The sequence below is a fragment of the Arenimonas sp. GDDSR-1 genome (assembly GCF_025980345.1).
In the GTDB taxonomy this organism is placed as follows: Bacteria; Pseudomonadota; Gammaproteobacteria; order Xanthomonadales; family Xanthomonadaceae; genus Arenimonas.
In genome coordinates, this window is the sequence record NZ_JAPDUI010000077.1 from 1 (window position 1) to 13,818 (window position 13,818).

General features: G+C 61.4%; 12 protein-coding genes. 8 read left to right on the forward strand and 4 right to left on the reverse strand.

Features of this window, described 5'->3' with window-relative positions; all coding sequences use genetic code 11:
• A partial coding sequence (locus Q0W88_RS09845) for a YceI family protein (RefSeq protein WP_297802987.1) occupies positions 1–474 on the forward strand: 474 nt, incomplete at its 5' end.
• Here Q0W88_RS09845 and Q0W88_RS09850 read toward each other — a convergent pair.
• A complete protein-coding gene (locus tag Q0W88_RS09850) occupies positions 428–673 on the reverse strand; it encodes a glutaredoxin family protein (RefSeq protein WP_297802990.1) in 246 nt (81 codons plus the stop codon). The genes Q0W88_RS09845 and Q0W88_RS09850 overlap by 47 nt on opposite strands.
• A 55-nt stretch (positions 674–728) precedes the next feature.
• Between Q0W88_RS09850 and Q0W88_RS09855 the strand changes: the two genes are divergently transcribed.
• The 5 genes from Q0W88_RS09855 to Q0W88_RS09875 all read left to right on the forward strand — a co-directional run bounded on the left by Q0W88_RS09855 (position 729) and on the right by Q0W88_RS09875 (position 7,473).
• Positions 729–2,111, forward strand: a complete 1,383-nt coding sequence (locus Q0W88_RS09855; protein WP_297802993.1) for an L-serine ammonia-lyase — start codon at positions 729–731, stop codon at positions 2,109–2,111.
• Positions 2,112–2,150: 39 nt separating this feature from the next.
• Positions 2,151–4,343, forward strand: a complete 2,193-nt coding sequence (locus Q0W88_RS09860; protein ID WP_297802996.1) for an EAL domain-containing protein — start codon at positions 2,151–2,153, stop codon at positions 4,341–4,343.
• Positions 4,344–5,093 carry a M23 family metallopeptidase gene (locus Q0W88_RS09865; protein WP_297802999.1) on the forward strand — a complete coding sequence of 250 codons (750 nt, stop codon included), beginning with the start codon at positions 4,344–4,346 and terminating at the stop codon, positions 5,091–5,093. It begins immediately after the preceding gene.
• A gap of 74 nt (positions 5,094–5,167) precedes the next feature.
• Positions 5,168–6,775: a peptide chain release factor 3 gene (locus tag Q0W88_RS09870; protein ID WP_297803003.1), complete on the forward strand. Its 1,608-nt coding sequence runs from the start codon at positions 5,168–5,170 to the stop codon at positions 6,773–6,775.
• Between the two features lie 35 nt (positions 6,776–6,810).
• Positions 6,811–7,473, forward strand: a complete 663-nt coding sequence (locus Q0W88_RS09875; protein ID WP_297803006.1) for a hemolysin III family protein — start codon at positions 6,811–6,813, stop codon at positions 7,471–7,473.
• Here the strand turns inward: Q0W88_RS09875 and Q0W88_RS09880 are convergent.
• Positions 7,424–7,840, reverse strand: coding sequence for a CBS domain-containing protein (locus Q0W88_RS09880; RefSeq protein WP_297803009.1), 417 nt, complete (start codon positions 7,838–7,840; stop codon positions 7,424–7,426). The two genes, Q0W88_RS09875 and Q0W88_RS09880, sit on opposite strands and share 50 nt — an antisense overlap.
• A 56-nt stretch (positions 7,841–7,896) precedes the next feature.
• Positions 7,897–8,577 carry a monofunctional biosynthetic peptidoglycan transglycosylase gene (gene mtgA / locus Q0W88_RS09885; protein ID WP_297803018.1) on the reverse strand — a complete coding sequence of 227 codons (681 nt, stop codon included), beginning with the start codon at positions 8,575–8,577 and terminating at the stop codon, positions 7,897–7,899.
• A 107-nt stretch (positions 8,578–8,684) separates the two neighbouring features.
• Here mtgA and Q0W88_RS09890 point away from each other — a divergent pair, with 107 nt between their 5' ends.
• Together Q0W88_RS09890 and Q0W88_RS09895 are read left to right on the forward strand one after the other, a co-directional pair.
• Positions 8,685–9,575, forward strand: a complete 891-nt coding sequence (locus Q0W88_RS09890) for an Hsp33 family molecular chaperone HslO (RefSeq protein ID WP_297803012.1) — start codon at positions 8,685–8,687, stop codon at positions 9,573–9,575.
• Positions 9,576–9,639: 64 nt separating this feature from the next.
• On the forward strand, positions 9,640–10,539 hold the full coding sequence (locus Q0W88_RS09895; RefSeq protein ID WP_297803014.1) for a hypothetical protein: 900 nt from the start codon (positions 9,640–9,642) through the stop codon (positions 10,537–10,539).
• Positions 10,540–10,657: 118 nt separating this feature from the next.
• On the opposite strand, the gene Q0W88_RS09900 is transcribed toward Q0W88_RS09895, so the two are convergent.
• Complete coding sequence (locus Q0W88_RS09900) at positions 10,658–13,612, reverse strand: TonB-dependent receptor (protein WP_297803016.1); 2,955 nt, start codon at positions 13,610–13,612, stop codon at positions 10,658–10,660.
• Positions 13,613–13,818 lie beyond the last annotated feature (206 nt).

Below are 13,818 nucleotides of genomic sequence, written 5' to 3' on the forward strand. Positions count from 1 at the left end.
CTGGGCTTCAGTTCCAGCTTCCAGGGCGAAGCCTTCAGCGGAAGCTTCACCCGCTTCACGCCGCAGATCCGGTTCGATCCGAAACAGCTGGCGCAGGCGCGTTTCGATGTGGTCATCGATCTGGCGAGCGCGGATACCCGTAACGGCGAGCGCGATCAGACCCTGAAAACATCCGAGTTCTTCGATGTCGGCAAAACACCGAGCGCCCGTTACACCGCAAGCGCCTTCAAGGATCTGGGCAATGGCCGCTTTCAGGCCAACGGCACGCTCAGTCTGCGCGGCATCAGCAAACCGGTGGCATTGGTGTTCAGCTGGAAACCGGGGGCAAGCGCCATTCTGAGCGGCGAGGCCACCGTCAACCGTCTGGATTACAAAGTCGGCACCGGCGACTGGTCGGACACCGGCATCCTGCCCAACGCGGTGAAGGTCAAGACCGTGCTGATTCTGGTGCCGAAAGCGCCAGCCAAGCCCTGAGCGTCTCCGCCGTAAACGGCCAGTCCAACTCCCGACCGGCGGCATCGCGCACTACCGGCACCCGACTGCCATAGCGGCTTTCCAGCGGTGCATCGCCGTCGATGTAGCACGGTTCGAAATCACGCACCCCGGCGGCATGCAGGATCTCCCAGGCGTCATCGCACAGGGCGCAGTCATCGCGCTGAATTAAAGTGAGCATGGGGACGGGCTTTTTGGCATCATAGGCACAGGATTTTAGCCCAAGGCGGCACGGCATGGCAGTCAGCACGTTCGATCTGTTCAAAATCGGCATTGGTCCGTCGTCATCGCACACGGTCGGCCCGATGCGCGCGGCTGCGCGCTTCGTCGAGCGCTGGCTGGTCGAAGAAGGCCATCTTGCCGCATGCACGCGTATCAAAGCGGAACTGTTCGGCTCGTTGGCCTTGACCGGCAAGGGCCACGGCTCGGACAAAGCCGTGCTGCTCGGACTTGAAGGCCAGTGGCCGAACCGCATCGACCCGGACAGCATCGAGCCGATGCTGGCGCGTATCCGTAAGGAAAAGAACCTGCAGCTGAGCGCCGAGCATTGCATTGGATTCGATGAAAAGACCGATCTGGTTTTCAACAAACGCCAGAAGCTTCCGTTCCATAGCAACGGCATGCGTTTCACCGCCTACGGCGCGGATGGCGCGGTGTTGGCCACGCGCGAGTATTACTCGGTCGGCGGCGGTTTCGTGGTCAATCAGGACGAGGCGGCCAAAGACCGCATCACCGCCGACACCACGGTCCTGCCCTACCCGTTCAATAGCGGTGACGCCCTGATCGCGCAATGCCGCGAGCACGGCCTGACCATCGCCGAACTGATGTGGGCCAACGAACGCGTCTGGCGCAGCGATGCCCAGATCGGTGAAGAATTGGATGCCATCTGGAATGCCATGCAGCATTGCCTGGAGCGCGGCACGCGCATGTCCGGAATCCTGCCCGGCGGTCTGAAAGTGGCCCGGCGTGCACCGAATATGCTCCAGGAACTGCTGGCACGCCCGGAAGCCGCGATGCGCGACCCGCTGACCGTACTGGATTGGGTCAACCTTTACGCCTTGGCGGTGAATGAAGAAAATGCCGCCGGCGGACGCGTAGTCACCGCGCCGACCAACGGCGCAGCCGGCATCATCCCGGCGGTTTTGCATTATTTCGAACGCTTCTGTCCCGGTGCCAGCCCGAAAGGCATCCGCGATTTTCTGCTGACGGCGGCCGCCATCGGCATCCTGTACAAGGAAAACGCCTCGATCTCCGGGGCCGAGGTGGGCTGCCAAGGCGAAGTCGGCGTGGCCTGCTCCATGGCGGCGGGCGGGCTGACCGCCGCGCTCGGCGGCAGTCTCGGGCAGATCGAAAATGCCGCGGAAATCGGCATGGAGCACAATCTCGGCCTGACCTGCGATCCGATCGGCGGTTTAGTGCAGATTCCCTGCATCGAGCGCAACGCCATGGGTGCAGTCAAGGCCATCAATGCCAGCCGTATGGCCCTGCGCGGCGACGGCAAACACCGCGTCTCGCTCGACAAAGTCATCAAAACCATGCGCGATACCGGCCGCGATATGGCCGAGAAGTACAAAGAGACCTCCCGTGGCGGTCTGGCCGTGAATGTGATTGAATGTTGAAGTGATGGGCCTGGGAACATTTCCCGAAGGAGCCGGGCGGTGAACGAGTTGTGGCAGAGCTTGCAGTGGCGGCGCGTGGCGGTCTACATCGCGCTGTATCTTCTGCTCAGTTATCTGGCCACATCCTTCATCAACACGCCTGACCAAGTCACCCTGCTTTGGCCGGCCTCCGGACTGGCGCTGGCGTTCGTGCTGCGCTTCGGACTGCTCTGGTGTCTGCCGATGGCCGTGGCCATCCTGCTGGTTCATGTTCTGATGAATCCGGTGCCTCTGGCGTTCGTGCCGTTCTCCTTGGGCTCCAATATCCTTGGCGTGATCGTGGCGGTTCTCTATGTCCGCTCCCGCGAATTCGACCGGATGCTGTCGATCAAGGGCGGTTTCACCCTGATCCAGGGCGCCCTGCTGATGTCGATGATCAGCGGCCTGATCGGCGTGGCCGGCCTGCATTTGAACGGAATGATGGGCGGCGATTTCTGGCTGGCGCTGCTGAAATGGAGTCTGGGCGATCTGCTCGGCATCATCTGCATCGCTCCGGCGACGCTGCTGGTGATCTCACCGGTGTCCAAGGACCCCGATTCGCCGCCGGCCTCGGGCTACGACGGTCCGAACTCCCGGCTGGCCTGGAGTTTCCTGCTGGTGCTGTCGCTGACGCTGATTTTCTTCGGCGGCTACAGCACCAGTCCGTATGTGCTGAGCCTGGCCATGCTGCCGATCGCCCTGGTGGTCTGGAGCGCCATCCGCCTGCCGCCGGTCTGGACCACCGTCGGCAACGCACTGACGGTATTGGCGGTGACCGGCATGATCGGCCTCGGCCTCGGCGGATTCAAGCCGCCGGAGGACTTTTCGGATACCGTATTCCTGCTGGTGTTCCTGTGTCTGATGGCGATTTTTCCGCTGATCCTGATGGCCAGCAATCACGAGAGCCGGAAATCGGCCCAGAAACTGTTCCGGCGCGCCACCACCGACGCCGAAACCGGACTGCCGAACCGGACTGCCTTCGAAGACGCGGCACGCAGCGCCATTGACGGTATCGGACCGGTCCGCACGCTCGCCTATCTGGACTTCGATCATTTCAAAGTCGTCAACGATACCGCCAGCCATGAAGCCGGCGATGCCCTGATCAAAGGCGTGGCCTCGATGCTGTCGGCCGGACTGTATCCGGAAGACCGCGTGTTCCGCATCGGCGGCGATGAGTTCGCCCTGCTGATGATGTGCGAGGGCCGCGAGGCCGATCTGCGCGCGCAACGGGTGCTTCGCACCATCGAAACCTTCCGCACCGGCTGGAAGCACCATATCCTGTCGACCACCGCCAGCATCGGCCTGGCCACGCTGCGTCCGGGAAAAAGCGAATTCGCGCAGTTGCTGTCGCAGGCCGATGCCGCCTGCTTCACCGCCAAGGAACAGGGCGGCAACCGGATCTGCATCGCCGGCCAGGACAGCCCCGCGTTGCAGATGCAGACCGATGCGATGGAGTGGGCGGTGCGCATCCGCCAGGCGCTGGCCCAGAATCACTTCGAACTGGAGTGCCAGGACATCATGCCGCTGTCGGCCAACGGCGATTCCGGCCATTATTTCGAAGTCCTGCTGCGGATGCGCGACCCGGCCAGCGGCCGCCTGCTGCCGCCCGGCCTGTTCATTCCCGCGGCGGAGCGTTTCCATCTGGGCACCCGCATCGACCGGTATGTGATCGACATGCTGCTGTCCTGGATGGACGCGCATCCGGAGCAGGCGGATTCGGTGGCGGCCTGCTCGATCAACCTTTCCGCCGGTTCGATGGAAGACGAATCGTTCGCGCTGTTCATGCGCAACCGCCTCAACAAATCGCGTTTCCCGGCCTACAAGATCATCTTTGAAATCACCGAAACCAGTGCCATGCTCGATCTTTCCCGGGCACAGGCGCTGATCGCCGATCTGCGCCGCATCGGCTGCCGGTTCGCGCTGGACGATTTCGGCACCGGCTTCTGCTCCTTCAAATACCTGCAGGATCTTGATGTCGACATGTTCAAGATCGACGGCAGTTTCGTGCGTGACCTGGAAACCTCGGACCTGTCGAAGGCGGTCATCCACTCCATCACCTACATCGCGCATGTGCTGAACAAGATCACCGTCGCCGAACACTGCGAATCGGAAGCACTGATTACCCAATTGCGCGAACTGGGCGTTGACAAGGTCCAGGGCTACGGCATCCATAAACCGCAGCCGATCGGCGATTACTTCTCACGGACCGACTGAATGCGGCGTTGTCCGTTGTTCCTGCTTCTGGCTCTGTCGGCAACGTCAACGACCGCGCATACGCGCCTAGTGGTCAATCGGCAGACTCTGGAAAACACGGTGAGTGTCGAGACCGAACTGTTCGGTCCGGTGCAGGTTCAGTTGCGCCAGCGCGGCAAGGGCGCCGTGTTGGCCGAGCAGGTCCTGGACGGTCCGGGGGTATTTACCCTTTCCGGTCTGCCTCCCGGATCCCTGTCCAATCTTGAACTGGACGCGGTACCGGGGCGGCCGGTAGCCGCCGCCATGCATGAGTACCGCAAACCGTTCAGCGACTATGCCGATTGGCGCATCAGCCAGGGCTTCCATGGCCAGGCCAGCCATAGCGATGCCCTGAATGCCTATGCCGTCGACTTCGCACTGCTGATGGGAACGCCGGTCAAGGCCGCGCGTTCCGGCGTGGTGATGGAAGTCAGCGACGGCAATCCGGACCGGGGCGGTGTGCGCAAGACGGATCTGGACAAGGCCAACATCATCCGCATCGTGCACGAGGACGGCAGCATGGCGGTTTACGGCCATCTGCTGCAGGACAGCGTCACGGTCAAGCCCGGACAATGGGTGCCGGCCGGCGCGGTCATCGCCCAGAGCGGCAACAGCGGCTACTCGCACGGGCCGCACCTGCATTTCGCGGTCCAGATCAATACCGGCATGCAATTGCAGTCGGTGCCGTTCCGCATGCGGGCCGCCGACGGCAGCATGCTGGTTGAACCCTGAACGCCTGAGCGGAAACGACAGGGCACCACATGGTGCAATGCTATAATTGCGCATCGTTTTTCCGAACCGGACCCATGACCACCGAACACGCCCTGCAAACGGCCCGGCGCCGCACCTTTGCGATTGTCTCGCACCCCGATGCCGGCAAGACCACGCTGACCGAGAAGCTGCTGCTGTTCGGCGGCGCGATCCAGATGGCCGGTTCGGTCAAGGGCCGCAAGGCCGGCCGGCATGCGACCTCGGACTGGATGGCGCTGGAGAAGGAACGCGGCATCTCGGTGACGTCCTCGGTCATGCAGTTTCCTTACGAAGACCGCATCGTCAACCTGCTGGATACCCCCGGACACGCCGATTTCGGTGAAGACACCTACCGGGTGCTGACGGCCGTCGACTCGGCCCTGATGGTCATTGACGTCGCCAAAGGCGTCGAAGAACGCACCATCAAGCTGATGGAAGTCTGCCGGCTGCGCGACACGCCCATCATGACCTTCATCAACAAGCTCGACCGCGAAGGCCGTTCGCCGATCGAGCTGCTCGATGAAGTCGAATCGGTACTCGGCATCCAGTGCGCACCGGTGATCTGGCCGATCGGCATGGGACAGCGCCTGAAGGGCGTCGTGCATCTGCTGAGCGGCGAGGTGCATCTGTTCGAACCCGGACGCAACTTCACCCGCCAGGACTCGACCATCTTCGCCTCGCTTGATGACCCGGGCCTGCTTGAACGCATTGGCGCGCCGATGCTGGCGGAACTGCGCGAGGAGCTGGAACTGGTCGAAGGCGCGTCGCATCCGTTCGACAAGGATAAATACCTGGCCGGACAGCAGACGCCGGTGTTTTTCGGCTCCGCCGTCAACAACTTCGGCGTGCAGCTGCTGCTCGATTTCTTCGTCGAGCATGCGCCGGCGCCGAAGCCGCGCATGACCACCGTGCGCGAGGTGTCGCCGCAGGAAGAGGCCTTTTCCGGCTTCGTATTCAAGATCCAGGCCAACATGGATCCGCAGCACCGCGACCGCGTCGCTTTCCTGCGGATCTGCTCGGGCCGCTTCGATGCCGGCATGAAGGCCTTCCATGTGCGCAGCGGCAAGGACACCAAACTGGCCAATGCCCTGACCTTCATGGCCTCCGACCGCGAGCATGTCGAAACCGCCTACCCGGGCGATGTCATCGGCCTGCACAACCACGGCACCATTTCCATCGGCGATACCTTCACCGCCGGCGAGGCAATGAGCTTCACCGGCATCCCCAACTTCGCGCCCGAACTGTTCCGGCGCGCCCGTCTGCGTGATCCGCTGAAACTGAAGCAGTTGCAGAAAGGTCTGGCCCAGCTCTCCGAGGAAGGCGCCACCCAGTTCTTCCGGCCGCTGATGTCGAACGACCTCATTCTCGGCGCGGTCGGCACCCTGCAATTCGACGTGGTGGCCTACCGGCTCAAGGATGAATACTCGGTGGATGCCAGTTTCGAACCGATTTCGATCAGCACCGCGCGCTGGGTGCGCTGCAAGGATGCCCGCAAGCTCGAGGAGTTCCGCGAGAAAGCCGCGCAGAATCTGGCCATCGACGCCGCCGGCGAGCTGGTCTACATCGCCCCGAGCCGGGTCAATCTGCAGCTGACCGAGGAGCGCTGGCCGGATATCGAATTCCTGGCCACCCGCGAGCATGCGCACGCTGTCGGCATCGATTGAGCACATACTCCAATCAAACCGCGCTAGGATGAACGATGCACAGCGAACACCATCTCCGCGCCGAGTTCTATAACGCCGTCACCCATGGCCTCGGGGCATTCCTGAGCGTGGTCGGCGGCATCGTACTGACCACACTGGCCGTGCTGTACGGCAACGGCTGGCAGATCGCCAGCGCCATCATCTTCAGCCTGTCGCTGATCGGCCTTTACGGGGCCTCGACGCTGTACCACTCCACGCACGACCCGGTGGCCAAAAAGCGTTACAAAATCCTCGACCACTGCATGATCTACGTACTGATCGCGGGCAGCTACACGCCGTTCACCCTGATTGCCCTGCGCGAGGACGGCGGCTGGTGGCTGTTCGGCATCAGCTGGAGCATCGCCCTGGCCGGCATCATCTTCAAGCTGTTCTTCACCGGCCGCTTCGAATTGGTTTCGACCCTGATGTATCTGGCCATGGGTTGGATGGTGATGTTCGCCATCGGCCCGATGATGCGCAATGTCGGCACCGCCGAGCTGGTCTGGCTCGGCATCGGCGGCCTGTTTTACAGCTTCGGGACCATCTTCTATCTGATGGACCGGATCAAACACAATCATGCCATCTGGCATGCCTTCGTGCTGGCCGGCAGTGCCAGCCACTTCGCCGCCATCACCTTGCTTGTTCGATTTCGCGCTGGCGCAGCACCAGCAGCGATTTGAGCAGATCACCAATCGAAACCATTCCGGCAAGCCTGCCGCCATCAATCACCGGCAGATGCCGGATCCGGTGCGTCGTCATCAGTGCCATGCAGTGATTCATGCTGTCGCCCGGAGTGACCGTCAACAGCGGCTCACTCATGATTTCGGAAACGGCGGTATCCGCCGAGGACCGACCGCGAAGAATGACCTTCCGCGCATAATCGCGCTCGGTCAGGATGCCGACCGGCCCGCCATCGCGGGTGACCAGAACCGATCCGACATGCCGTTCGGCCATGAGCGCGATGGCTTCCAGGACCGACGCGCCTTCCGGCAGGGACAGGACCGAAGGGTCCGCTTTCTCGTTCAATATAGCCGCCACAGTCGTCATGCCACCCTCCTGCGTTGATCGTGCCCAGTGTACTCCCGAACGGCCGGCAGGCCAACTCAGCGGCAGCAGCCGTCAAGATAGGCGGCGCCGCCCAAACGCTGCATCTGGCGCTGGATGCCGCGGCTGCGGCGCTGCACATAGGGGCCGGGTTTGGCGGCACTGTATTTCTTCGGATTGGGCAGCACAGCAGCCAGGCGCGCCGCCTGCGACGGCCCGATATTGGCCGCGGAAGTCCCGAAATAGCGGCGTGCGGCAGCTTCCGCACCGTAAACGCCGTCGCCGAACTCCACCACATTCACATACACCTCGAGAATGCGCCGTTTCGACCAGAACGTTTCTATCAACAGCGTGTACCAGGCTTCAAGGCCCTTGCGCACGTAACTGCGGCCGCTCCACAGAAACAGATTCTTGGCCAATTGCTGGCTGATGGTGCTGCCGCCGCGGATTTTGCGGCCACGCTGGTTGCCTTGATAGGCTTTTTTCATGGCGGTGATGTCAAAGCCGTGATGCTCGGGAAAACGCTGGTCTTCGGCAGCCACCACGGCCAGGGGCAGCTGCCGTGAAACAGTGCGGTAGCTGCGCCAGCGGTAGTCCACCCGATAGCGCAGGTCGCCCTCCATCCAGGCCTGCAGCACACGGCCGGCCATGAAACTGCTACCGACCGGATCGACCCATTTCAGCACCAGCACCTGGGCCGCGGTCAGCATGACGAACGCCACGGGCAGCCACAGCAGCAGCCGCTTGAGCCGATTCCTGAATGTCCCGCGTCTGGCCAAGCATCTACTCCGCTGATTGCGCGTAAAATAGCACCCAGTTTACCCAAATCCAGACGCTGTGAGGATGCATGCCCGTTGAACGCGACACCCTGACCCGCTTCCTGCTCGAGCGCGCCCATGTGCGCGGCGCACTGGTGCGTCTGGGTGAAACCTGGCGCGACATCGCGGCACGCACCGAGTATCCGCCGGCCGTTGCCGATCAGCTCGCGCAGTGCACCGCCGCATCGGCGCTGTTTACGGCATCGCTGAAAATCGAAGGCCGGCTGTCCATCCAGCTGCGCGGCGATGCCAGCGTGCGCCGCCTGTTCGCCGAATGCACCACCGAAGGCACGCTGCGTGCCATTGCCCATTTCGATGCGCCGGTGCCCGAATCGCTGCATCCGGCCGATTACGGCGAAAAAGCCATGCTGGCCATCACCATTGAAAATGAAGCGGTCAAGGGCCGGGAACCGCAGCGTTACCAGGGCATGGTCGGCTTGCAGGCCGACAGCCTCAGCGAGGCCTTCGAAGCTTATTTCCGGCAATCGGAACAGCTGCCGACCCGCATTCTGCTGTTCAGCCGCGGCCAGGAAGTGGCGGGCATGCTTCTCCAGCAGCTGCCCGAACAGCATTGCGACCCGGAAGACTGGCAACGGGCTCAACTGCTGTTCGATACCCTGCGCGCCGACGAACTGTTCGATCTGGCACCCGAAGACATTCTTTACCGTCTGTTCCATGAGGAATCGGTTCGGGTGCTGGAAAGCAAGCCGCTGGCGTTTGCCTGCTCCTGCAGTCGCGAACGTGTGGAAAATGCCCTGATCAGCCTCGGCCGCGAGGAAATCAGCGAAACCCTGGCTGATACCGGCGAGATCAGCGTGCACTGCGATTTCTGCGGGCAGGGCTACCGGTTCAGCGCCGAAGAAGGCCTGGCCCTGTTCTGGCCGAAATCCGCCGTTCCGGCCAGCGATCGCCTGCATTGACCCCGCCACGCCATTTCCGGTGAACTTTCGCCGGGTTTTGCCGTCCAAGGCCAAGGAGACTACAATGGCCCTGATGAAGCGCACCCCGCTCGCACTGATGACCGCCACGCTGATGTTCGGCACGGCAGTGCTCGGCCAGGATTCAACCCGTCAGCTGCTGAAAGCCAACACCACACCGACCGTGATTCCGGTCTGGAATGTGCACAGCGGCCAGATCGAGGGCCTGCTGGTGCTTGAAGACGATCCCCAGAAGAAAAACCGGGCTTGGGTGCGCGCGCCCCGGACGGGCAGTCCGCTGGGCGCTCTGGGCGGTGTCGAAGGCATCAACCTCGACAACGGCATGGCCATCTTCTGCTCGGGACAAAGTAACGGCTTCAGCCAGTTGTCCCTGCTGGAAAGCTGCCAGCTGGGCAAGAAGTCGGCACGCTATCCGGCCATCAACAGTCCGGGTCTGGAAACCAAAGCCATGCTGCAGCGCAAGAGCGGTGTCAGCGAGCTCGGGTTGCCCGGTCTGTCGGCCAATCAGCGCCGGTTCATGACCACCGAATTCGATGCGCCAGCCGCCGGCAAAGCGTTCAACATGTCACCGGTGAAAACCAGCCAGGGCTGGGTTTCCATCAACGGCGAGCTGACCCGCGCCAAACTGATTCCGGCTTCGCAGTTCCCGAACGGCGTACCCACCGAGTGGGACCGCAAGACCTTCGAAATTCCAGAACGGCAGAAATCGCTGTCCGGTGAAGTGGTCGGCAACGTCGTGCAAATCCCCGGTCAGGACAATCTGCAGTCCATCGGTGCCGGCGTCAGCTGGAAAACGCCATGGAAGGGCAAGGTCTCGGTCGGTGCCGAAAGTCTGCTCAGCCAAGGCCGCAGCTCGCTGAACATGGACAACACCGCCAGTGCGCCGATTACCGACCAGCGCATTGATGGCGTTCGCCCTTATGTGCGGGTGGAAATCGACCTGTAAACGCCGCAGGCATCCCATTCCTGTAACGGGCCCCGGCCCTTTTTTTTGGCCTACGTATGTGACAAAAGAAACCGCCGGCTTGCGCCGGCGGTCAGATGTTGCAATGGGTATAACTTTATTAGAAGTCCTGACGGTAGGACATGTACCAGTAGGCACCGCCCGGCAGGTCGTACGAAGCGTCGAAGCTGTGTGCGAAGGTGTTGTACAGGATCGGCGGTTCTTTGCCGAACAGGTTGCGGGCACCAACGGACACGGTGGCATCCCACGGCGCTTTCCACGACACGTTCAAGTCATGAACAGCATAGGCACCGGTGCGGTTCACACCCACACGATCTTCGGTGCGGTTACCGATCGGAGTCGCAAGCGGGGTAATGGTTACCGTACACTTATTCTTGCCACCGGCGCTCAGGAGGTTGTCGTACCAGCCTTCATTCACAGTACCGACGAACAGGTAGTCAGGTGAGCAGTCTTCCTGCAGGCTGGACATATAGCGCGTGGTCCAACGCACCGAGTAATCGCCTTTGGTCCAGTCAATGGTAGCAACCGAACGGTATTCGAAGTTCGGTGAACCATTGTAGAAGCCCGTGGAATCACTGAAGCCGCTCAGAGCATTGTTACGGAACTCGCTCTTCTCGGTCCAGCTGGTATCCAGCGAGAAGCGGAAGTTGCCCCAATCGCCGGCGTCCCAACGGTAAGCTGCACCCAAGTCAATACCCGACAGGCGAGCCTCGGCGAAGTTGAAGCCGGTGGTGTCCACGGTGACCAGGTCGCCGGTGGTCGGATCACGCTCAACGCGGTCGCAGAACACCGGATCCGGACTGCCGTAGATGCCCAAGCCCAAACAACGGTTCATGGTTTCGGTGACGCCGATGGTGCTGATGACATCATTCAGATTGGCTTTCCAGTAGTCGACGGTCAGGTCGAGACCTTCCGCCCAACCCGGGCTGTACACAAAGCCGTAGGTGAAGTTGGTGCCGTATTCCGGACGCAGGTCCGGGTTACCGCCGCCGGTGGAGCGGATTTGCGAGTTATTCTGCACGGTGCCCCAACCGCTGAGGCCGGTCAGACCGGCAGCCGTACACGCCGCGGCGTTAGCCGGGGTGTTCCAACCAGAACCCTGCGCGCCAAGAACGTTGGTGCGGCAAGGATCATTCGCTTGTGGAAAGCCTTCGCCTTTACCGGCGAACAGATCGTTGACCGACGGTGCGCGGAAGTTTTCACCCCACGAAGCGCGGATCAGCAGCGAGTCCATCGGTTTCCATTTCAGGCCATACATGGCATTGGTCGGGGAGCCCGGATCCGGATTGTATTCAGTCAGACCGATGAAGCCATGAGCGGAATAGTCGGATTTGCGGACGGCGGCGCGGATTTCGAGCTCCTTGGCCAGGAACACGTCTTTCAGCAGCGGCACGGTGACTTCAGCGAAGTATTCGGTCACTTCCGTTTCGCCTTTGGTCGGCTGCGAGAAGTTATCCGAGGAACCACCCGAGGACACCAGGGTATCCGGCTGATCGAAGCCGCTGTCACGACGGTATTCGAAACCGACGGCGAAGCTCAGCATGCCGGCCGGCAGTTCGAACAGATCACCCGTCAGGTTACCGGCGTAGTTGATCAGCGTGTTGCCGGCGGTCGACACTTGCGTGTAACCGACGTAGTTCAGCATGGCAGCGACGTCGCTGGCATTGATGGCACGCGCGGGAAGATCGCCGTAGCCATAGCCGTTCGGGGTGGTGCCCAGACCCAGGGTCGGGCCGCCGAAGATGTTGAACGGGGTGCAACCCGGACCGAGGGCATTCTTCATGTTGAACAGATTGACGTAACCGGTACCACGGCTGTCGCGCTGGCTGTCATTACGTGCGGCCATCACGTCCCAGGAGAAGTAACGATCGCCCACTTGGAAGCTGCCTTCCAAACCGGTCTGGATGGTGAAGATGTCATAATCGTAGCTCGGATTACGCGGGCCGAGGGCCGACATCCGGAAGTAGCCGGAGTTATAGGCCGTGCCATTCGGGCTGAACACGGTGTCCGGAGCAATACCGAACTTCCACTGCGGACCGGCACCACCGCTGAGCGCGAAAGTCAGCGGCACTTCGGCCAGCTGCTGGTTCGAGTAGCGCTTGGTGTAGTTGACGCGGGCATAAGCCGAGATGTTGTCGGTCACTTGGAAGCGACCGGCACCGAACATGTTCAGGCGCTGGGCAGGCTGCTGCAGGTAGTTAATCGGCGAGAAGTTGTAACGAGCCGAGTTGGTGAAGGGAACCACGTCGGCGGCGTTAATCACGCCATCGGCGTCATAGGTCGGACGGATGGTACGGCTCGGGCCGCTGGCGTTGTTGGTGGTGTAGAAACGGCCGTATTGGCTGGAGGACGAACCGTACGGGCAGTAGCCGCCGTAGTATTCGAAGCAACCGTAGTACGGTTCGCGCGAAATCAGGCGATCGCCGGCCATGATGGCTTCTTGTTCGGAGTAGCTGATGCTCAGCACGCCGGAAGTACGCTCACCGGCGGCACCGATGGTGATGTCGGCGGAACGCTGGGCGCCGTCACCCTTTTGGGTTTGGCCGTAGGAAAGGCCGATCTGGGCACCTTCGAAGTTTTTGCGGGTGATGATGTTGACCACACCGGCGATGGCGTCGGAACCGTACACGGCCGAGGCGCCGTCTTTCAGCACGTCGATGCGTTCGATGATGGCGACCGGGATGGTCGACAGATCGACAACGCCGTCAAGGTCGGTGACCCAGCGTTTGCCGTCCACCAGAACCAGCGTGCGGTTAGCACCCAGGCCACGGAGGGAGATCTGCTGCGAACCATCGGAACCGTTGGTTTGGGTGGTGGTGGTGGACAGACCCGAACCGTCCGAAGACGTGATGTTGTTCAGGATGTCGAACACGTTGGTCAGACCGGATTTTTCGATGTCGGCGCGGGTAACCACGGCGACCGGCTGGGTGGTTTCAGCGTCGGCGCGTTTGATGCGCGAACCGGTAACTTCCACGCGATCCAAAGTCTTGGCTTCGTCTTTTTCCTGGGCAAAGGCGGTGACCGATGCTGCGGAAGAGGCGGCGCCAACAAACAATGCAAACTTAATTGCATCTGAAAGCTTAGTCACATTAGACATTTTGTCTCTCTCCAAATTGATAAATGAGCCTTGGTGAACCCCAAACGGTGATTAATTTGAGGTTCAGGCACTTTCAACTCTAACGCAATTTTTACAATATGCCAACACATTCGAATGAAAAAATTATGTTAATGCCCCCGTTCTGAAACTGAATGGAATTGCCG

Excerpts from the sequence above, each read along its gene's own strand:
- Q0W88_RS09855 (WP_297802993.1), top strand. The coding sequence starts at position 729 with ATGGCAGTCAGCACGTTCGATCTGTTCAAAATCGGCATTGGTCCGTCG.
- Q0W88_RS09870 (WP_297803003.1), top strand. The coding sequence starts at position 5,168 with ATGACCACCGAACACGCCCTGCAAACGGCCCGGCGCCGCACCTTTGCG.
- Q0W88_RS09865 (WP_297802999.1), top strand. The coding sequence starts at position 4,344 with ATGCGGCGTTGTCCGTTGTTCCTGCTTCTGGCTCTGTCGGCAACGTCA.
- Q0W88_RS09890 (WP_297803012.1), top strand. The coding sequence starts at position 8,685 with ATGCCCGTTGAACGCGACACCCTGACCCGCTTCCTGCTCGAGCGCGCC.
- Q0W88_RS09850 (WP_297802990.1), bottom strand. The coding sequence starts at position 673 with ATGCTCACTTTAATTCAGCGCGATGACTGCGCCCTGTGCGATGACGCC.
- Q0W88_RS09875 (WP_297803006.1), top strand. The coding sequence starts at position 6,811 with ATGCACAGCGAACACCATCTCCGCGCCGAGTTCTATAACGCCGTCACC.
- Q0W88_RS09880 (WP_297803009.1), bottom strand. The coding sequence starts at position 7,840 with ATGACGACTGTGGCGGCTATATTGAACGAGAAAGCGGACCCTTCGGTC.
- Q0W88_RS09895 (WP_297803014.1), top strand. The coding sequence starts at position 9,640 with ATGGCCCTGATGAAGCGCACCCCGCTCGCACTGATGACCGCCACGCTG.